Origin of the sequence: Rahnella sp. PAMC25617 (assembly GCF_050606005.1) — a bacterium.
GTDB classification, from domain to species: domain Bacteria; phylum Pseudomonadota; class Gammaproteobacteria; order Enterobacterales; family Enterobacteriaceae; genus Rahnella; species Rahnella variigena.
The window spans coordinates 100,172-120,399 of the sequence record NZ_JBOCUM010000009.1; the positions used below are offsets into that span (position 1 = coordinate 100,172).

Sequence of the window (20,228 nt, forward strand, 5' to 3'; positions counted from 1 at the left end):
CATGAGCATCGACCGGACAATTCAACCTCTTTCAGTACCCGCTGTGAATGTGCAACAGCAGGATTTAAAAATGCGTCCGAAAGCCGCGGATATCAGCGCGGCACCGGTTGCAGCCAGCGAAACCTCAGGTACGCAAATTAAGCTGAGTAAAGTGACGCAGGCTATTCAGACAGACAGCTCACAGGATGTTGACTACGACCGTCTTGCAAAAATTCGCGCAGCCATGGATGCCGGTGAATTACAACTTGATACTGACCAGATTGCCAATGCGCTGGTCGAAGACATCTTTCAACTCTCATAAGTTCTGATAAGTCATTAATGAAAATGGAAAACTTACGTTCGGTTCTGCTAAAAATTCAAGATTCTCTGGGTGAACTGGAGGCTATTCTTGTCGAAGAAGCAAACCAATTAAGGCGGACGCAGATTAATCCTGTTTCCCTGCAAATTGTATCTGACAGCAAAAGTCAGTTGCTGGCGACGATCAGTCATTATGATGACCTGCGTAAGCAAATTGAAAAGCCGTTACATCTTTCTGCGCCTTATCATCAGAACGCAAGATTTGCATTGCTGTGGAAAAGTATCACCAGGAAAGTCACTACCTCTAACGAGCTCAATAAAAAGATTTATGACTTGCTTGAAATGCATATTCAGAAAACTGAAAGCATTAAAAAACTGGTGAATGACGCTGGCACGCCAACCTCACTTTATGGTCAGGAAGGTCAGTCTGCGACGCCTGTATCAGGAAAGGTTTATAATATCAGCGTGTAACGGGATTATTAATAGCATTAACAAACTAACAACTTATGTCCCCTAAATAAAAAATCTAAAAAAACCACTCTGTTGTCTATTTTAGCTTCCTGTCGCGGGAAGCTTTTTTTTGTATTTTCCATCTCCTTAATAAGCGTCACTTCTGTTCGTTCTTCGGCCAATCTGTTTATCATTATTTCATCCCGAAAGCCGTTAAAATAGCCAGCGTAAAAATATGCGGAATTTTAAACAGGGTGTGAAGTGGCAAATCTAATACTGCGCAGTGGATATCTGGACGATTACAATGCGCTCGGTGAAAACGGCCAGACAATATTTGAAAGCGCGATACAAATTCGCGAAACATTACGTCTGCGTAAACAACAGATCCTCCTCGATTGCCTGGCGATCCCCCAGCACAATGAAGCCGAAGACAAAGTGGACTGGTACGCGCCGCACGAAGGCACCGTCACTCAGTGGGCTTACGCCAGCGATAAGCAACGCGAACAGGCCCTGCGGTATCTGGAAAATTGCCTGACCAGCGCCAGTGCGCTGAGCAAAAGCTGCCTGCTGGCTGAAAAAACCGCCGTCCGGTTATTTGGCTCACTGCTGGCCCGGGTGGTGCAGTTTCCCGCCAGTCAGCATGTCTATCTGGTCAATGATAAACCGGTGATCACTTTCTGGGGATTTACCCGTCTCAACCACCCGCAACAGGATGATCCCCTCGATTGCCTGCGTGAAATCGCGCCACCTGTGGTGGCAGAAATCGCCACGGAACACGAACCGGTTGTTGCGCCGGTGGCTGAAAAACAGGACGCTGAAAAGCCTGAAATCAGTACCTCTGTGATCAATAAGCCGCTGGTTATTGAGGCTTCCGATCCGCTGCCTGAGCCTGAGCCTGAAGAAGAAAAATTTGCTGATCCGCAGCCGGTCGTCGTCACGCTCTCATCGCCTTCTGCACCGCCGTCAGAGCCTGCTGCCACCGTGCAGGCTGAGCCCGCCGCACTGCCCCAAAAAACCAGACCGCTGTGGCGCAGACTGATGCTGAAAATTGCCTTTGTGGGCATCCTGTTTATCGGCCTGCCAGTCGCCTGGCCGTACATCGCCGCCATGATGCCGTCGCTGGTGGTGACGCCTTACCGCGCCGGATCCACGGAAAACAACGTGCCTGCAACTATCGCCGAAACAGCGCCAGAACCGATGGCCGAAACGCCAAAAATCCTGCTGTCTGCTCACCTTCCGGTTCAGCCTGCCGTCGTGGTTGCGCCGCCTGCGCCAGCGGTGAAAGAAGAGTCAGTGAAAGAGCCTGTCGTGGAAAAAGTAGAGGAACCGGTCATCGATAAAAATGCACTGGTGCTGCCCGCTGATGAGGTTAAAGCGGGATCCACAGCCTTTATGAATGGTCGCTGGAAGGCGAGCATCAACGTCAATAATCCGCTGACCAGCACCCCGCCGGGTCTGCGTTATCAGATCAAAAATAGTGAAGGCACCATCAGCATTACCCGCAACAACAATATCGTCTGTAAAGCCGACGTTTATCTCGGGCTGATGCAGTCAGGCAATTTGCTGATTAAGAGCCGCACCAAAGCGAAATGCAGCGATGACACCCGTTATCAGGTGCCGGAAATCACCTGCAGACAACCGCTCAGCGGCGCGGCCCAATGTACCGGCCGCTATGAAGACAACACCGTCGTTCCGATGACGCTTTTGAGAGTGGGTAAATAATTCATGCTGGCAACTCTTATCGACTTCAAACCGGCCGTTACGCTCATCCAGAACAGCAGCGTGCAGTTTCTGGATTTCGGTCTGAATCCGGTGGGCGCAAGCCCGCACGCGGGTCGCTTTGTGCGCCACAGCGTCAATGGCCCGCTGCTGCGTCTCAGCTACGATACGCTGTCTGAGCGATTCACCCTGCCCGCTGAAAACGGCGGCGAGCCGGAACTTGTCCGCCCGGAGATGACGGTTTCTCTGGAACATTCTTTGGAGGTGATGGACAACGTCTGGCTGCCGCTGCCTTTTATGCGTTTTAGTCCGCCGCGCGTATTCACTAACAGCCCTGCGAACTGGGCGCGCGTGCAGATTAAACGCCTGCCCGCGCCGGATGAAGCCGGTAACACCCTGCGTTTGTGTATTGCGTTCGACACCAAAGTTCACGCCGATGACAGCGCCACCGCAAAGCTGGCTCTCACCACCCGTGATGTACGCGACGGCAGCCGCTTTGCACTGGCGTGGCACAATCATGAAATCAGTGAGTTTCTGGATGAAACCTGGGTCGATGGCTGGTTGCGTGAAGTGTTTGTTCACTATGCCACCAATCAGGAAAAGCGCAGCGCGGGCGATATCAGTAACGCCATGAAAGCCTTCGAGTATCAGGCACACTTCCTCAATATTCTTGAAATGCTCGGTACTCAGCTTGAGATCCCGGAAGTTCAGATCGTCACGGAAACCCTGAGCAATGCGCCGGTTCCGGTGGACTTGATCCTTGATGTGGGTAACACGCATACCTGCGGCGTGATCCTTGAAGATCATGGCCCGAAAAATGCCGGATTACAGCAAAGCGCCGAGCTGCAAATCCGCTCACTGACGGAGCCGCAGCTCATCAGCGAACCGCTGTTTACCAGCCGTCTGGAATTCAACGAAGCTAAATTTGGCAAACACCATTTTTCAATGGAAAGTGGCCGCGATGAGGCGTTCGTCTGGCCGTCTTTTGCCCGCGTGGGCGATGAAGCGCGCCTGCTGGCAACGCGCCGTCTGGGAACCGAAGGTGCCAGCGGGATTTCCAGCCCGCGCCGTTATCTGTGGGATGATGCCCCCTCGGATCAGGCGTGGCGCTTCAGTCAGCTGACGGGTAAAACGCCGCGTGAGCCTCGTGCCATCGCGTTACCGCTGATGAATCTGATGAATGATGACGGGCAGCCCTTGTACAGCCTGCCACCGGATGAACGTCTGCCGGTGTTTTCGCCCAACTACAGCCGCAGTTCGCTGATGACGATCATGCTGTGTGAGCTGCTGGCTCAGGCACTGGCGCAAATCAACAGCGTCGGCCACCGTCAGAGCATGGGGCTGACTCACGCCCCGCGCCAGCTGCGCGATATCGTCCTGACGCTGCCTTCCGCCATGCCCAAACAGGAGCGGGAGATTTTCCGCCAGCGGGTGCAGGAAGCGGTAAAACTGGTCTGGAAATCCCTCGGCTGGCAGCCCAAAGATGACGATTTGCTGCCCGGTTCCGGCAGCCGCGCCACCGTGGTTCCTTTACCAAAAGTACAAATGGAATGGGACGAAGCCACCTGCGGCCAGCTGGTCTGGTTGTATAACGAAGTCATCAATAATTATGCTGGTCAGGCGGAGGTGTTTTTCCAAAGCCTTGCGCGCCCTGACCGGCAGCTTGCCAGTGATGAACCGCAGGGACGCACCCTGCGCGTGGCGTCTGTGGATATCGGCGGCGGCACCACGGATATGGCGATCACCCAGTATCAGCTCGACGACGGCGCGGGAAGCAATGTCAAAATCACGCCAAATCTGCTGTTCCGTGAAGGGTTCAAAATTGCCGGGGACGACATTCTGCTGGACGTGATCCGCCACTGTATTCTTCCGGCACTGGAAAATACCCTGCAAAAAGCCGGAGTGACTGATGCCGCGCGCGTCATGAATAAGCTGTTCGGCGATGCCGCCCTCGACGGAAGTCGCGCCACGCTGCGCCAGCAGGTGACATTGCAGCTGTTTATTCCTCTCGGTCACGCCATTCTCGCCAGCTGGGAAAACAGCGATCCGCATGATAACGGCGCGCTGTTTGAAGGCCGGTTCGGTGAGCTGATCCCCCGGCAGCCGACGCAGAACGTCATCAACTATATCCATCAGACCATCCAGCCGCTGCTGCCCGCAGATGCGCAGCCTTTCGATGTGCTGGACATCCCGCTGCTGGTGGAACTGGCATCGCTCAAAGAAGCCCTGCTCACCGGGCGCTTCAGCCTGACGGCGCCGCTTCAGTCGTTGTGCGAAGTGATTAACCATTACTGCTGTGATGTCCTGCTGGTTACCGGTCGCCCTTCCTGTTTTCCGGGTGTTCAGGCGTTACTGCGTTATCAGCAGCCGGTGCCGGTCAACCGTATTGTCTGGCTGGACAGTTATCAGATCCACGAACGTTTCCCTTTCGGCCAGCAGGGACGGGTGGTGAATCCCAAATCCACCGCGGCGCTGGGTGCGATGCTTTGCAGTCTGGCGATGGATTTACGCCTGCCGGGTTTCAACTTTAAAACCGCCGATATACAGGCTTATTCCACCATCCGCTATCTGGGCGTGTTAGAGGGTAATCAGACCCTGAATGCAGAAAACGTCTGGTATGCGCAGGTGGATCTTGACTGCCCGACAGCCCGGCTGGATGACAACCTGACTTTCCCGGTGCGTGGCGATATTTGTCTGGGGTTCCGCCAGCTGGCTGATACACGCTGGCCGGCGACACCGCTGTATCAGCTGAAAATCAACACGCCGGCGCTGGCAAAACGTATTGCGGGAGACGGCATTTTGCAGGTGCAGCTGCAATACGATCAGCAAAACGGTGGCTTCTCTCTGGCGCACGCCACAATGCAGGACGGCAGTCCGCTGCCGGAAGGGGCGGTAAGCCTGAAACTGAACACGCTCGCCAGCAGTTATAACGGCGACAATCACTATTGGATCGACAGCGGGAACGTATACCTAAAATGAGCCAGTCAGACGCCATGCTTAATCAACTCACTGAATGGGTAAACGACACCCGCGCGCATTCCCCGCGTCTGGATCGGGAAGCGGACGGCCTGCTGGCGCGGTTAATGCAATTGCAGCAGCGCCAGCAACAAATCGTTTCTCTGAACGATGCACCGCTGACGCTGGGGTTTTACGGCAGCTCCGTTGCCGGTAAACACCACATGCTAAAAATGATTGCCGCCGGAGGGAGTGACGAGGTTTATGTGCAGCTGGGTGAAAACACGCTCGATTATCTGCGCCATATTAATCCCGATAATCTCCCGCCTTCGATGGCCGTTCGTTTCACCGATGGCGTGACATCCGGAGTGGAAAACTTTCCGCTGCTGCTGACGCTGTTTTGCGAAAGCGAACTGGCAAAGCGGCTGATACGTCAGTATCAGGCTTCCCGCCAGCCGCGCATTCTGTCCCGCAGCGCCATCACTGCCAGACTGAATGAGCTGAAACTGCGCCGCCAGCCGCGTGAAATTCCGGGCATGACCTGCGGACAATTTTCATCGGTCGTCCGCTGTTATCATCAGTCGGTTCGAAGCACGTATCATCTGGATGATGCGCTGGTCTGGCAGATGGCTGAACTGGTTCCCTGGCTGGATCTGGCCGACCGGGCAATATTGCTTTCCACCCTGTGGGGAGAACACCCGGCACTGAGTTCGCAGTGGCAGCAGCAGGCGCGCAGGTTGCAGAATCTGGGCGGAGTGACACAGGTTCTGGCCCCGCTCAGTCTGGTCGTCGATAACATGCTGTTGCCAAACCCCGGTTTCCTGGTTCCCGCAGCGGAAAATACCGCAGAGCTGAATAACGACGTGATTGTCTGTCCGCTGCGTGATGAAAACACGCTGACACGGCTGAGCATTCCGCAGCAGGATTTGGTCAGCCTGTGTGCCGAAATCACTTTCACGCTGAGCCAGCCCTCTTCACTGACCGGCGTCGATATTCTGGACATCCCCGCCGGGCAGCTCCCCCGCTATCAGGAATGCCTGCAACCCGATACGGTGCTTATCTGCAACGCCGTCGCCGAAAGCCAGAGTCTGCGCCCGGTGGCACGTATGCTGGAAAGTTGGGTGGAGGAGACTCAGCCACAGACACAGAGCACGCTTCCGCGTCTGGTCTGGGCGATCACGCCTTTTGACCTGCGCTTTACCCGTGGCAATCACACCGACGCCGCCGTGCAGCGTTACATCACGCAATCGGGAAAACGCTGGGGCACATTACAGGCACTCGATCAGCGCGATATCGCTTGTCTGATCGAATGGCTGTCGGCGGCAGTCAACGGCGTATCAAGAGAGGACCGGCTTCGCGCCTTGCAGGGGGATCTGCATCAGCGGATTGCCGCGCAGTTCCGCCGCTTTATCTCACCAGAAAATGAACAACCGGGTCAGCGTACTGAAATGATGATCCGCGCCCTGCAATCTCAGGCGGCAAAACAAGGTGATCTGATTGACCGGCTGATGTTGCCACGCGACGCGCTTTATCAGTGCTGGCAGCAACAGCAGCAGAAAAATACCGGGCAGCCTTCTGCGCTGATGATGAGTGTCGATTTGTTTGACGACGCTGATACCGCTCCCGATACAGTGCATCAGCAGGACAGCTTTGCGGCAGACGTTTTCGCCCTGTGGGTGAATCATGTGACTCAGCTTGGCCATAATCAGGCCACTGCCGGTGCCGCCGGGCTGGACGCCGCTCAGCTTCAGATGCTATGCGACACGCTGATCACCACGGCTTATCGCCTCGGACTGGCTGATACACTGGAAACGACGCTGGCACAGCAACATGGCGATGCCGCACTGGCTGTCACTCAGGCGGGGAATGTCGTCAATGATTTTGTCAGCTGGCTGGGTTACGACCTGGCGGATGCCGGGCAGCGTCCGCAGAGCCGCATTAACAAGGGCGCACCGATTTTTGCGCCTGCCCCGCAGGCCAGTGCCGGAATGCGTCCGGATAGCCTCGGCGATGACGTGATACAGGGTAATGCCCGCTACATTTTCGACTGGCTGGTCGCCCTGCTGACCCGCGCAGCAGAAAACACGCAGTGGGAAATGGCTGACGGGCTGGATGAAAAACACAGAAGTTCACTGCGCCGGTTGCTGACGGCATAAATCCGCAGCCGCCGTTTTAACTCATGTGCCTTTTCAGTCTGGCAGACAAGGTTTCAAGGGCGGCGAGCAACTCACTGACGGCATCGTCGCCGTTTTCCTCATTCTCACTCACAATTTCCAACGTATCGCAGGCATCAATGACGGCCTGCGCGTTGATCATCTCAGCACCACCGCGGATGCGGTGAGCAATGGCCGCCAGCGCCTGACTATCGCCGGAGGCCGACGCGGTCTGAAGTTGCTGTGTGTCCTGATGAATACCGGAAATAAACGTCTGTAAAAGAGGATGAAGTTTACCGGGATCGTTATTTGTCAGCGCGACCAGCCCGCTTAAATCCACCTCATTTTCATCATCAGACGGTACGTCTTCCGGTTCAATTTGAGTCTCAAAAAGCGCGGCCAGCATCGCCAGTGTCACGGGTTTAAACAGACACTTATCCATACCGGCATCGAGGCATTTCTGCCGTTCGTCATTGACGGCGTTTGCCGTTAACCCGATTATTTTTACCGGCAATCTATTCTGTGTGCTTTCTTCCCGGCGGATCTGGCGGGTCAGTTCATAGCCATCCATCACCGGCATACTGCAATCGGTGATCACGAAGTCGAAATCTGCGCGCCGCCACGCCGCCAGCCCTTCGCTGCCGTCAGCGGCTGCCGTCACGTGATGCCCTAGTGAGTTCAGCTGGAACGTCAGCACTTCCCGGTTGGCCGCGTAATCATCGACAATCAGCACCCGCCGCAATGCCTGAATTTCTGTGGCGGTCGCTGGCAGGCTTTCTGATTGTGGCAGCGAACTGCGCTGTAATGGCAATATCACAACCGCAGAAGTGCCCTGCCCTGGCTGGCTTTCCAGCGTCAGCGTACCGCCCATCATTTCGCTCAACGTTTTGCAAATCAGCAAACCCAGCCCCGAGCTTTGCTGAGACGACAGTTTATTATTGGATGCACGTGAGAAGCGGGAGAACAGTTTCGTGCAGTCTTCTTTTGAAACGCCGATACCGGTGTCGGTAATCGTTATCGTCAGTTGCAGGCGCTCTGCGCTTTCCACATGGGCTGCCGCACGGACGGTGATTTTGCCCTGTTCGGTGAATTTCAGCGCATTGCTGAGCAGGTTGGAGATGATCTGTTTAAATCTCAGAGGATCTATCAGTACGCCATAATCCAGCGTTCCCGCGATGTCTGTACTGAATTCCAGTCCCTTACGTCGCGCCAGCGCTTCGAATAACCGGCACAGGGAGGAGATGAGCTGACCGATATTTTCCGGTTGCAGGTTCAGCGAAAGGTAGCCGCTTTCGGCACGTTCAATATCGAGAACATCCCCGATCAGCGCCAGTAAACCCTGCGCTTCACCCGACGCAATATTCAGAGAGTATTTATCAACAATGCCTGCATCGGCTTTTTTCACCGCCAGTTCCAGCATCCCGATAATGACGTTCATCGGCGTGCGGATTTCGTGGCTCATGGTGGTCAGGAAGGTTGATTTTGCTTCGCTGGCCTGCACGGCCTGATCTTTATCAGTCTGCAAACGCTCCATACGTTTCTGACGTTCGCTGATGTCATACCAGCCGCCGATGACGCCAATAATCTCACCCTTTCCGGTCCGGTAGGGCATGATCCAGTGGTGAATAATACGATAGTCATTTTGGGCGAGCCGCAGGATCCGGTCACTGATAATGCTTTCTCCCGTTTCAATCACCTGCAGATACGTTTCTTCGAGTTCCTCGGCCCATCCTCCGTTCATATCCTGCAAATTCTGCATATCAAAGACCGTTTTACCCAGCACGGTATTCTCTGGAATATTCAGTTGCTGATAGTAACTGGTATTGCACAAGAGCAATTTACCGTTGCAGTCACGCACATAGATAGGCAATGGCGTTCCATCAATCAGGTCCCGCATGAACCTCAGCTGATCGTTAAGCTTTGATTCGGCCTTATCCCGCTGCTTTATCAGATTACGCAGCCAGTAAACCCAACCCAGCAGGATGATGAGGAAAACAACCAGGAGCAGGAGTCCGTACAGAAGTTGCTGGCGTTCTTTGTTCCAGAAGTTTCGCTCGATGACCGTCTGCCCGCGCCAGTGATTACCCAGTTCGCTCATTCTTGCCGGCGGGATAGAGGACAGTGCCTTAGTGATAATTGCCAGCAATTCTGGCCGGTTATCAGCCATGGCAATGCTCAGGCGCAGTGACTGATTGGTAAACACGGAGTCGATTTTGAACCGGTTTTTGTAGAAGTTATCAATCATGAACACCGACTCCGCCAGTGAAACCACCACGATGTCGACCTTTTTCGCCCTGAGCATACGAAAAGCGGCTATGGCGTCTTCACTGATCACCGGCATCATTTGCGGATACTCATTTTTAATCACGTTCAGGATGGGATCTTTGTCTACTACCGCGACCCGTAAAGGTTTATCCCCGATGTCGTCAATATTGATATTGCTGTCTAAGCGGCTGGAAACAACGTAGCTGTCACGATAAAAAGTGGGGGAATAACGGATGCCCGGCGGCGGCGGTTGCAGGTTATCGGTGACCGTCACCGCAAGATCGACATCACCGTGCTCCAGTAATTCTCTTGCCTGAGCACCGTTCCCGACCTTATGCCAGACCAGCCGGAACCCGCTGATTTTCGCCACTTCTTTCAGTACATCCGCATTGATTCCATAGGGTTCGCCGCCTGCGGCAAAAAATGAGTAAGGCTCATTGGTATCTTCAAGGGCGACCCGTAAAACCCGATGTTTATCGCGCCACGCCAGCTCTTTATCATCGAAAAGAACCGTATTGTCTTTATCAATCATCTGCGGCTTAACCCCCCAGTGATTAAAGATCTTCTGCCGCTGTTCGGCAGTGACGGCCTGAATGACCGCATTCAATAGCGATAAAAGAGTTTTATTCTCGTGGTTTAGCGCAAAAGCGAACTGGGTCTTTGGCAGGGTGGCCCTGCGTTCAATGGTGATGTTATTGAACACACGTCGCCCCGAAAGAAATTCAGCACTGATGTTATCGCCAAGAAAGAGATCGTTTTGCCCGAAGGAGACTGACCCCATCGCACTGAAGTTGGAGGGATACATTTTCAGCTTAATATCGGGATAGGCTTCAAGTATCCACTGAGAAGGCAAATAGTTGTACACCATCGCCACTGAGACGCCGTTCAGATTTTCACTGTGCCGGACAGAAATGTCAGAACGTCTGGCGAAGACCGGATTGTCTTCAGCATAAGCCTCAGATAACACGAGGTTTTTGTCTATCTGATCGAAGCCATTCGAGGTGCCGAGAAAGTCGAGTTCATTGCGCGCCAGCGCCGCCATCGCCTCCTGACGTGAGCCAAAAACTTTCACCGTCACCGGGATGTGCAGCGCGGTGGAGATCAGTGAAGCATAGTCGGCGGTGATACCAATATAATCATTTTCAAAATTGATGATATCGAAAGGCGGGTAGCCCGGTTCGGTAATCCCCATCGTGAGCTGCCCTTTCTGCTGCAACCACTTCTGCTGTGCGCTGCTGAGTGAAACAACCGGGGCAGGGCCTTTATATTGCCCGTGGAGCGTGGCGGTATAAACTGCGGCAGCCATTGCCTGTGTGCAGAGCAATACGCTTAAGATTAACCAGCCCAAAAGGCGCATTTACGTATTCTCATAATGGCTGGCGATGTCAGCCAGTTCGAGTAAATTGCTGACATTTAACTTGGTGTATAACCGGGTTTTATAGGTGCTGATGGTCTTCTCGCTCAGTGACAATGTTTCAGCAATTTCTTTGTTGCTCAGGCCGTTGATGAGGTATCTCATCACCAGCATTTCGCGGTGCGACAGACGGGCCAGTTTCTCAGTCCCCGCTGCCGTCGTTTCGCCGGTGGCGGCAGAGACTTGCGGAAATAATGAATACCCCGACATCACGGCATTGATGACGTCCGTCAGCATCGAAAGGTTATCGTTCTTCGACACATAACCGGACGCTCCCGCCTGGATGCAGGGCAAGGTGAACTGCTCGCTGTTTTGGGAGGTCAGCACGACGATTTTGCAGGCATTTTTACGCTCGCGTAAATGGCGGATCACCTCCAGTCCGCCCAGTCCGGGAATGCCTAAATCCAGCACCAGCAAATCAGGTTGCAGTGACTCGCATTGCTGTAAGGCCTCAATACCGTTGTCACACTCAGCGACAACCTCAAATCCGGCATTGATGACCAGCATCCTGACCGTTGCCAGAATGAAAGGATGGTCATCAACAATAATTGCTTTACGCACTTGGTAGCCTCGCCAACGGGTTTGGAAAATGATCAACACGGCAAAATCCCAAAGGATCAGAGAGATTACTCATTGAATTTTAGCAGGGCTTTTCATGTCAGGAAGGAGGCGGATCCGGGGAAAAAGAAAACAGCGGAAGTACCTGTAAACTCATCAAATCTCAACCCTTCATTCCGAAACCGAAAACGGGAACCACTGAAGAGTTACTGCTGCCAATGCACACCTTTAATCCGATAAAAAACCCGTGCAGCCGCGTCATTTTACGCTTCGGGGAGGATTCTGTGTACATTTCTGTTCATGTAGCTTAACGGCTTAGTTACATTTTCACTCGGTGCAATATTCCGAAGGATTAACGGTGACAGCGGATGGCCCGCAGGCGCTGGCTTTGTGGTAAAAAAAAACCGGTTCAACAGCAAAAAACTGTCACCGGTACCGGAAGTGGCGGGCCCGCTGTACCGGACCCGCCCGCGTTAAAAGTACTGCGTGGTTACTTCACCGTCGGCGTTTTGGAACGCCACTGGCTGCCTGATTTCAGCGCACTGCTTTCCTCAAATTTCACCGGATTATCACGATAGGCTTTCAGTTTGTTGCGCATCCAGCTGCTGGCATCGCCCACACCGCTGATCACACCGGTCGTCGCACCGCCACCTAAGTGGACATGGAAAATACCGCGTGACGGGAAATCCAGATACTTCGGCGTGGACAGATCCCATGAATGACGTGAGAACAGTTCACGGGTGTCGTTACCCATCATTGATGCATAAGCCGCATCGAATTTCAGCGCCAGCAGGCGTTCATGGATCGCATCCACCGAGGTCCCGATTTCAGAATGCCCCATCAGGTAGCTGCCGCCGCTGCCCCAGTTCTGGGTGTTGAAATCGGCATTAACATCATCAGCAGACGTCGGCAGATGGCTGGCCGGAACCTGCCATGGCAGAACCGGTTGACGCAGGTGACGGCTTAATGAAGCGCAGAAATCAAAAGTGCGTTCCCATTCGTATGGAGAATAACAATAACCATTGGCATACGAACGGATAGTGAAGTCATCGGCTTCGTAACGGTCTGCCGCCATAAAATCAGCGCCCTTCGCCACATCAGGCGAACCGTCGGCACGGATATACTCGATGTCATCAAACACGCCGACCAGTAAGGCATATTGCGCCGTCAGTCTGCCCGCAGTGAACGGATCAACCGTCATTTTTTTATGTTGCAGGTCAGCGGCATCAAACACATCGTCATAGACGAAATCTTTGTAAACCCACTGCGAACCCGCCACGCCCCACAGGTTAACCTGCCAGCCGAGTACAACGTCTGGCGCAACCACGCGCGTCAGCCAGTTCACCGCACGGATATAACCTTTCAGGGTATTAGTAATGCCCGCAGGAACCTGCACATTGACGTTGTGATGGGCCAGTGCTTCGGTCAGAGGCTGACGCACCGGAATTTCATACGTCGGCAGGAAACCGTATTTCTGGCATTCGCCGAGATAATCCGGATTGACAATATATCCGGCTGGCACCGGATGTTCGGCATCCTTCTGGGACTGCGACATTTGCAGCGACTGAATAAAGTTGGCGAAACTGAATTTATGGCGAACCGGATCGGCAATAATATTCGTGACATCGCCCAGTGATAAGTTACAGGTATAAGACACCATCAGCGGCAGCACGGGTTCATTCAGTTTGGCGGAGACGTCCCGCGCCATTTTAATAATTTGCAGCGTCGGTTCTTTAGACGGCGACAGATAATCGCCCGCATCGCCCATACCGTCATCACCGGAATATTTGAAAATTGAAGAGACGCGCGCCGCGGCAAAATCATCCACGTTAGTCGGTACCATATTGGCGCAGGCACCAAAGGTGAGGTACTCAGGGAAACCTTTCACGCGCAGATTCGCCCCTTTCACTACCGCCACATACAGCTGTGCCGGTGCATTTGCGCTGACCAGTAAAGGCTGAGGGCTGACATCCACGTAATGCACGACGCCATCGAGAATAAATGTGTCGGAAACCACGGTATAAGCACCCGGCGCAACCAGAACCGCCTGCTCAATGTTGCCATTTTGCGCAGCAATCGCATCAAAGCGATACTGACGTGGCGGAACGGAATTGTCCGTCAGTCGCAGGGTCAGGGATTTACTGACCGCAGCATCTGCCTTCACACTGACCGTCAGCTTCGCCGCATTGGACTGTGAATCGCCACGCTGGCTGACCTGTGCCTGGGTGTAATTAATGCTGTGATACTGACCGTCGAACTGACCGTCGTAATCATCAAACAGATAATGAACATTGTTCAGACGTAAATCGGCGAGGCGGATTTCAAACCGGCCAGAAACAGGTAAATGTTCCAGACGATATTGCTGGCCGGAACGTACCGGCAGGCTCAGTTTATCCGTGCCATTCTCGCTGCAAATCAGCGTCAGTTCTTCATCGCGTAAACCGGCAAGACCTGAGAAATTCAGGGCAACATCAATGGTCGTACTGCGGTCCACTGCGCCGAAGGTGATGGCCAGCGACGTGGTGCGGCCTTTATCAATGGTGATTTCTGCCTGACCAATATTAACAGGAACGCGGATCGTGCCGTCATCCGTGCTTAAATCTGTCGCAATGACAGTGTAATTCCCGGCGTTGACGGAGAAAGTAGACACGTGACCAAACCCCGGCAAAACACGCAGAGTCTTGTCGCCGCGTACCAGACGCAGTTCGACTGCGGTATTTTTTAATCCGGCGGGCAGCGGCGGGCAACTGACTGACAGCTCACCGGTCACACCCGGCTCTTCGTCTGCGGCCAGCGCAAAGGTTTCACGGAAATCAGACCAGGCAGGCGAATCGGCAGAAGAGACGTTCAGCCCCATATGGATTTTCTGAATAGCGTCGCCGACAGGCTGACCGTCAGTCGGTTCGACGATCACTTTGACATCGAAAATTCCGCCGCCGACGTCTGTTGATTCCACCTTAATACCGAGTGGTTTCCACGGATTAGTTTCGACGTTAATATCACCGGCAGTGATTTTTCCCGGTGCTGAAAATACGATCACTAACTTTTCTTTAATATCAACCGCGCTGCCTGACGTTGATTTAATTTCATTCAAATCGAGAGTGGGATACCACGCATCGTTGGTCATATTTAATTTGAATTGCAATTGCATAATACTTCTCCGCAAAGATGGGTAAACAGTGAAAAAAAATCCCGTATTAATAAGGTCATCCGGGAACAGCCATCACCCTAGCAGAGCAGTAAAACATTCATCGAAACACTTAATTCATTTTATGCAGTTGTTATTATTAATATCACCTGACAACAATCGCATTAATATAACGGCACAATTTTATGATTATCATGCCTGTTATTATTATTCTCATAAAAAATAAAAAAGGTATTAATACGCCATATCGACATGCTCAAATTCACAAAACGCTACGCTCTGCAAATGAGGGGCATGTTACATGTCAGCTTTGCGCGATGCTTTCCAGTTTTAGTTGTGACAGCTTCTTGCCCGCTGGGCTAAGATACGCAACAGAAAAAATCCTTAAACCCATCGCGTCGAAAAATGGATTAAAAAGATTAAGTCTATGACAAATAATGTAAACCTGGATGCCCACACGCCGATGATGCAGCAGTATCTGCGTCTCAAAGCAGAGAACCCGGAGGTTCTGCTGTTCTATCGCATGGGCGACTTCTACGAACTGTTTTATGACGATGCGAAACGCGCATCGCAGCTGATGGACATCTCCCTGACCAAACGCGGTGCTTCTGCCGGTGAGCCGATCCCTATGGCGGGCGTGCCTTATCATGCGGTGGAAGGTTATCTGGCGAAACTGGTGCAGCTCGGTGAATCCGTCGCGATCGCCGAACAGATTGGCGACCCGGCGCTGAGTAAAGGGCCGGTTGAGCGTAAAGTCGTGCGTATTGTCACGCCCGGCACCGTCAGCGATGAAGCGTTGCTGAGCGAGCGCCATGACAACCTGCTGGCGGCTATCTGGCAGGACGGCCGTGGATTTGGGTATGCGACGCTGGATATCAGCTCCGGCCGTTTCCGTGTGGCTCAGCCCGACGATCTGGAAACCATGGCGGCGGAATTGCAGCGTACCAATCCGGCGGAATTGCTGTATCCGGAAAGCTTTGAAGCCATGCAGCTTATCTCTTCCCGTCGCGGATTGCGTCGCCGTCCGATGTGGGAATTTGAGCTGGAAACCGCGAAGCAGCAGCTCAATCTGCAATTTGGTACCCGCGATTTAAGCGGCTTTGGCGTTGAGCAGGCGGCTCAGGCGCTGCGTGCTGCCGGTTGTCTGCTGCAATACGTGAAAGATACCCAGCGCACTGCCCTGCCGCATATCCGTGGTGTCACCATGGAACGCCAGCAGGATGGCATTATTATGGATGCGGCCACCCGCCGTAATCTGGAGCTGACGCAAAATCTGGCCGGTGGCGTCGAAAACACGCTGGCCGCGGTGCTTGATCAGGCGGTGACGCCGATGGGCAGCCGTATGCTCAAACGCTGGATCCACATGCCGAGCCGCGATATCAAACTGCTGACGCATCGTCAGCAGGCGATTGGTGCGTTGCAGGATATCACCGCCGATTTACAGCCAGTGCTGCGTCAGGTCGGCGACCTCGAGCGTATTCTGGCACGTCTGGCACTGCGCAGCGCACGTCCGCGTGATCTGGCCCGAATGCGTCATGCCATGCAGCAACTGCCGGAAATCCGCGAGATCTTGCAGGGAACCGAAGCCGCTCATGTGAAAACGCTGGTGGAGCAAACCGGTGACTTTACCGAACTGGTGGAACTGCTCGAACGCGCCGTGATCGAAAGCCCGCCGGTTCTGGTGCGTGACGGTGGCGTAATCGCACCGGGTTACAACGCTGAGCTGGATGAATGGCGTGCGCTGGCAGACGGCGCGACGGATTATCTCGATCGTCTGGAGATCCGCGAACGTGAAAAGCTGGGGCTGGATACGCTGAAAGTCGGTTTCAACGGCGTTCACGGTTATTACATTCAGGTCAGCCGGGGTCAGAGCCATCTGGTGCCGATTCATTACGTCCGTCGCCAGACGCTGAAAAATGCCGAGCGCTACATCATTCCTGAGCTGAAAGAATACGAAGACAAAGTACTGACCTCCAAAGGCAAGGCGCTGTCTCTGGAAAAAGCGCTGTATGAAGAGCTGTTCGACCTGCTGATGCCGCATCTGTCTGCGTTGCAGCAAAGCGCCAGCGCGCTGGCCGAGCTGGATGTGCTGAGCAATCTGGCGGAACGTGCTTACACGCTCAATTACGCTTGCCCGACCATGAGTGAAAAGCCGGGTATTAATATTACCGGCGGTCGCCATCCGGTGGTTGAGCAGGTGCTGAGCGAACCCTTTATCTCCAACCCGCTGAACATGTCTCCGGCGCGACGGATGCTGATCATCACCGGTCCTAACATGGGCGGTAAAAGTACCTATATGCGTCAGGCGGCACTGATTGTTTTGATGGCGCATATCGGCAGCTATGTTCCCGCTGAGACTGCCGTCATCGGGCCGGTGGATCGCATCTTCACCCGCGTCGGTGCAGCGGACGATCTGGCTTCCGGGCGTTCGACCTTTATGGTGGAAATGACAGAGACGGCGAATATCCTGCACAACGCGACCGAAAACAGTCTGGTGCTGATGGATGAAATCGGACGCGGGACGTCAACCTACGATGGTCTGTCACTGGCCTGGGCGTGTGCGGAAAACCTCGCCAGTCGTATTAAAGCCATGACGTTGTTCGCCACCCATTATTTCGAGCTGACCACCCTGCCGGAAAAAATGGAAGGCACGGTCAACGTGCATCTGGATGCTATCGAACACGGCGACACCATTGCCTTTATGCACAGCGTGCAGGACGGCGCGGCCAGCAAAAGCTACGGTCTGGCTGTGGCTGCACTGGCCGGTGTTCCGCGTGATGTGATTAAGCGTGCGCGCCAGAAACTGAAAGAGCTGGAAACGTTGTCGAACAACGCCGCTGCCAGCAAAGTTGATGGTCCGCAGCTGGCATTACTGACCGAAGAAGTGTCTCCGGCGGTGGAAGCCCTGGAGGCTCTCGATGCGGATTCATTGTCGCCACGTCAGGCGCTGGAGTGGATCTATCGTCTGAAAGATATGGTGTAAGCGTCTGCTGGCCCGATCAGCGTGCATAAAAAAACGGTGGGGATTAACCCACCGTTTTTATTTTTCGTTCTTGCAGATACTGCATGATGCAGTCACTGTCTGACGCGTTGTTTATTCGCGGAACAATGCTTCAATGCTCAGGCCTTGCCCCTGCAGGATTTCACGCAGGCGACGCAAACCTTCTACCTGAATCTGACGAACACGTTCACGTGTCAGGCCAATTTCGCGGCCCACATCTTCCAGCGTTGCCGCTTCATAGCCCAACAGGCCGAAACGACGCGCCAGTACTTCACGCTGTTTTGCATTCAACTCGAATAACCACTTAACGATACTCTGTTTCATATCGTCGTCTTGTGTGGTGTCTTCCGGGCCGTTGTCTTTTTCATCCGCCAGAATATCTAACAACGCTTTCTCTGAGTCACCACCTAACGGGGTGTCTACAGAAGTGATGCGTTCATTCAGGCGCAACATACGGCTGACGTCATGTACCGGCTTGTCGAGTTGCTCAGCAATCTCTTCAGCGCTCGGTTCATGGTCCAGTTTATGTGCAAGTTCACGTGCAGTACGCAGGTAAACGTTCAGTTCTTTAACGATGTGAATCGGCAGACGAATAGTACGGGTTTGATTCATGATCGCCCGTTCGATTGTCTGACGGATCCACCATGTTGCATAGGTAGAGAAACGGAAACCGCGCTCAGGGTCGAATTTTTCAACCGCACGGATCAGACCCAGGTTGCCTTCCTCGATCAAATCCAGCAGTGCCAGACCGCGATTACTGTAGCGGCGGGCAATCTTAACCACCAAACGCAGGTTACTTTCAATCATACGGCGGCGGGAAGGAACATCTCCCCGCAGCGCGCGTCGTGCGAAATAAACTTCCTCTTCTGCGGTAAGCAGAGGGGAATAACCGATTTCACCGAGGTACAGTTGAGTGGCGTCCAGCACTCTCTGGCTTACAGCCTGCGACAACAATTCTTCTTCAGCATCGTTGTCGGCAGTCTCTTCGACTAATGCTTTCTCGTCAAAGGCTTCAGCGCTGTTCTCATCGAAATCTACATCATCATGTAACTCGTTAACTTTCAGCGTATTCTGACTCATAAGCTGCTCCTACCCGTGGTCCCGAGGGCAGAATCAATGCTCTGCCCCGATTTATCGCTGCGGAAGATAACGCAGCGGGTTTACGGATTTCCCCTTGTAACGAATTTCAAAATGCAATCTTACTGAACTGGTTCCGGTGCTACCCATAGTCGCTATTTTTTGTCCCGCCTGCACTTCTTGTTGTTCCCGGACCAGCATTGTATCGTTATGTGCATAGGCGCTCAGGTAATCATCATTGTGTTTAATGATGATCAGATTACCGTAACCGCGAAGAGCATTACCCGCGTAAACCACACGCCCCGAGGCGGTTGCTACGACGGATTGTCCACGCGAACCAGCAATATCGATCCCCTTATTTCCCCCTTCAGAAGCTGAGAAATTATCGATAATTTTCCCGTCAGTCGGCCATTTCCAGGAGGAAACCGGACCGCCATTATTTGTTGTCGTGGCGACGGGAGTGCTGGCTACAGCAACAGGTGTTGTGGTGGTAGTAACTGCACCTGATGAAGGCAACATCTTACCTACATTCTGTTTACCAGAAGAATCAGAATACGTGGTAGTTGGTTGAGATGCAACCACAGAACCTGCAAGCATTCCTCCGGTTGGTACTTTCGGAACACCGCCATTTGTGGCATCGGTAACCACTGGCGCGCTGCTGGTACTGGCCGCAGAAGAGACGTTATTTATCTGGACTGTCTGCCCGACTTCGAGGCTGTATGGCGCAGGGATATTGTTGCGCGCGGCCAGGTCACGGAAGTCATTGCCGGTGATCCACGCAATGTAGAACAGGGTGTCGCCACGCTTCACCTGATAGGTGCTGCCGCTGTAACTTCCTTTAGGGATGGAGTTGTAGCTGCGGTTGTACACAATGTGTCCGCCAGGCCCCACGGCGGGTGCCATTTGCGGATTGGAATTCAGAGTATTCTGACTACTGTTGCCACTGTTTCCGCCGCCATTAACGCTGCTGATAGGTGCAGATGTCGTTGAATTGTTCGAACATCCCGCCATCCAGGCACTGATAAAAGTACACACTGCAATGCGGCTTAGTGTTTTTATTGGGCTTCCCGTGCTCATATTTCCCCCGTTACGGCAATCTCAGAATATCTCTTTAACCGCGCACACCGCGCCAGCTGGCGCTTTTCGTGTCACCTGACACGGTGCGGGCAGGCAACATGCGCATTCAGGACG

At 53.5% G+C, this 20,228-nt stretch carries 11 protein-coding genes; 6 read left to right on the top strand and 5 right to left on the bottom strand.

Annotated features, from left to right (window positions below):
• Window position 1: 1 nt before the first annotated feature.
• The 5 genes from flgM to ACM615_RS13105 all read left to right on the top strand — a co-directional run bounded on the left by flgM (window position 2) and on the right by ACM615_RS13105 (window position 7,577).
• On the top strand, window positions 2-301 hold the full coding sequence (gene flgM, locus ACM615_RS13085) for a flagellar biosynthesis anti-sigma factor FlgM (protein ID WP_113877427.1): 300 nt from the start codon (window positions 2-4) through the stop codon (window positions 299-301).
• Between the two features lie 17 nt (window positions 302-318).
• Complete coding sequence (locus ACM615_RS13090; RefSeq protein ID WP_431012009.1) at window positions 319-768, top strand: flagella synthesis protein FlgN; 450 nt, start codon at window positions 319-321, stop codon at window positions 766-768.
• A gap of 240 nt (window positions 769-1,008) precedes the next feature.
• A complete protein-coding gene (locus tag ACM615_RS13095; protein ID WP_431012010.1) occupies window positions 1,009-2,469 on the top strand; it encodes an SrfA family protein in 1,461 nt (486 codons plus the stop codon).
• Between the two features lie 3 nt (window positions 2,470-2,472).
• Complete coding sequence (locus tag ACM615_RS13100; RefSeq protein WP_431012011.1) at window positions 2,473-5,445, top strand: virulence factor SrfB; 2,973 nt, start codon at window positions 2,473-2,475, stop codon at window positions 5,443-5,445.
• Window positions 5,442-7,577 carry a virulence factor SrfC family protein gene (locus ACM615_RS13105; RefSeq protein ID WP_431012012.1) on the top strand — a complete coding sequence of 712 codons (2,136 nt, stop codon included), beginning with the start codon at window positions 5,442-5,444 and terminating at the stop codon, window positions 7,575-7,577. The genes ACM615_RS13100 and ACM615_RS13105 overlap by 4 nt, the downstream gene beginning before the upstream one ends.
• A 16-nt stretch (window positions 7,578-7,593) precedes the next feature.
• Here ACM615_RS13105 and ACM615_RS13110 read toward each other — a convergent pair whose 3' ends face one another.
• The 3 genes from ACM615_RS13110 to ACM615_RS13120 all read right to left on the bottom strand — a co-directional run bounded on the left by ACM615_RS13110 (window position 7,594) and on the right by ACM615_RS13120 (window position 14,962).
• Window positions 7,594-11,145: an ATP-binding protein gene (locus tag ACM615_RS13110; RefSeq protein ID WP_431012013.1), complete on the bottom strand. Its 3,552-nt coding sequence runs from the start codon at window positions 11,143-11,145 to the stop codon at window positions 7,594-7,596.
• Between the two features lie 51 nt (window positions 11,146-11,196).
• Entirely contained in the window at window positions 11,197-11,814 is a 618-nt protein-coding gene (locus ACM615_RS13115) for a response regulator (protein WP_431012014.1), read from the bottom strand.
• Window positions 11,815-12,301: 487 nt separating this feature from the next.
• Window positions 12,302-14,962, bottom strand: coding sequence for a hypothetical protein (locus ACM615_RS13120; protein ID WP_431012015.1), 2,661 nt, complete (start codon window positions 14,960-14,962; stop codon window positions 12,302-12,304).
• 424 nt (window positions 14,963-15,386) lie between these two features.
• Between ACM615_RS13120 and mutS the strand changes: the two genes are divergently transcribed.
• Window positions 15,387-17,942, top strand: a complete 2,556-nt coding sequence (gene mutS / locus ACM615_RS13125) for a DNA mismatch repair protein MutS (RefSeq protein ID WP_132965815.1) — start codon at window positions 15,387-15,389, stop codon at window positions 17,940-17,942.
• A 111-nt stretch (window positions 17,943-18,053) separates the two neighbouring features.
• Here the strand turns inward: mutS and rpoS are convergent, their stop codons facing one another.
• Window positions 18,054-19,040 (bottom strand): RNA polymerase sigma factor RpoS, encoded by a 987-nt coding sequence (gene rpoS / locus ACM615_RS13130; RefSeq protein WP_112287711.1) that lies wholly within the window; start codon window positions 19,038-19,040, stop codon window positions 18,054-18,056.
• Between the two features lie 51 nt (window positions 19,041-19,091).
• On the bottom strand, window positions 19,092-20,114 hold the full coding sequence (nlpD, locus tag ACM615_RS13135) for a murein hydrolase activator NlpD (protein ID WP_314721293.1): 1,023 nt from the start codon (window positions 20,112-20,114) through the stop codon (window positions 19,092-19,094).
• Between the last annotated feature and the right edge of the window lie 114 nt (window positions 20,115-20,228).

Coding starts and splice junctions, on each gene's coding strand:
- flgM (WP_113877427.1), top strand. CDS start 2: ATGAGCATCGACCGGACAATTCAACCTCTTTCAGTACCCGCTGTGAAT.
- ACM615_RS13090 (WP_431012009.1), top strand. CDS start 319: ATGAAAATGGAAAACTTACGTTCGGTTCTGCTAAAAATTCAAGATTCT.
- ACM615_RS13100 (WP_431012011.1), top strand. CDS start 2,473: ATGCTGGCAACTCTTATCGACTTCAAACCGGCCGTTACGCTCATCCAG.
- ACM615_RS13105 (WP_431012012.1), top strand. CDS start 5,442: ATGAGCCAGTCAGACGCCATGCTTAATCAACTCACTGAATGGGTAAAC.
- ACM615_RS13110 (WP_431012013.1), bottom strand. CDS start 11,145: ATGGCTGCCGCAGTTTATACCGCCACGCTCCACGGGCAATATAAAGGC.
- ACM615_RS13120 (WP_431012015.1), bottom strand. CDS start 14,962: ATGCAATTGCAATTCAAATTAAATATGACCAACGATGCGTGGTATCCC.
- mutS (WP_132965815.1), top strand. CDS start 15,387: ATGACAAATAATGTAAACCTGGATGCCCACACGCCGATGATGCAGCAG.
- rpoS (WP_112287711.1), bottom strand. CDS start 19,040: ATGAGTCAGAATACGCTGAAAGTTAACGAGTTACATGATGATGTAGAT.
- nlpD (WP_314721293.1), bottom strand. CDS start 20,114: ATGAGCACGGGAAGCCCAATAAAAACACTAAGCCGCATTGCAGTGTGT.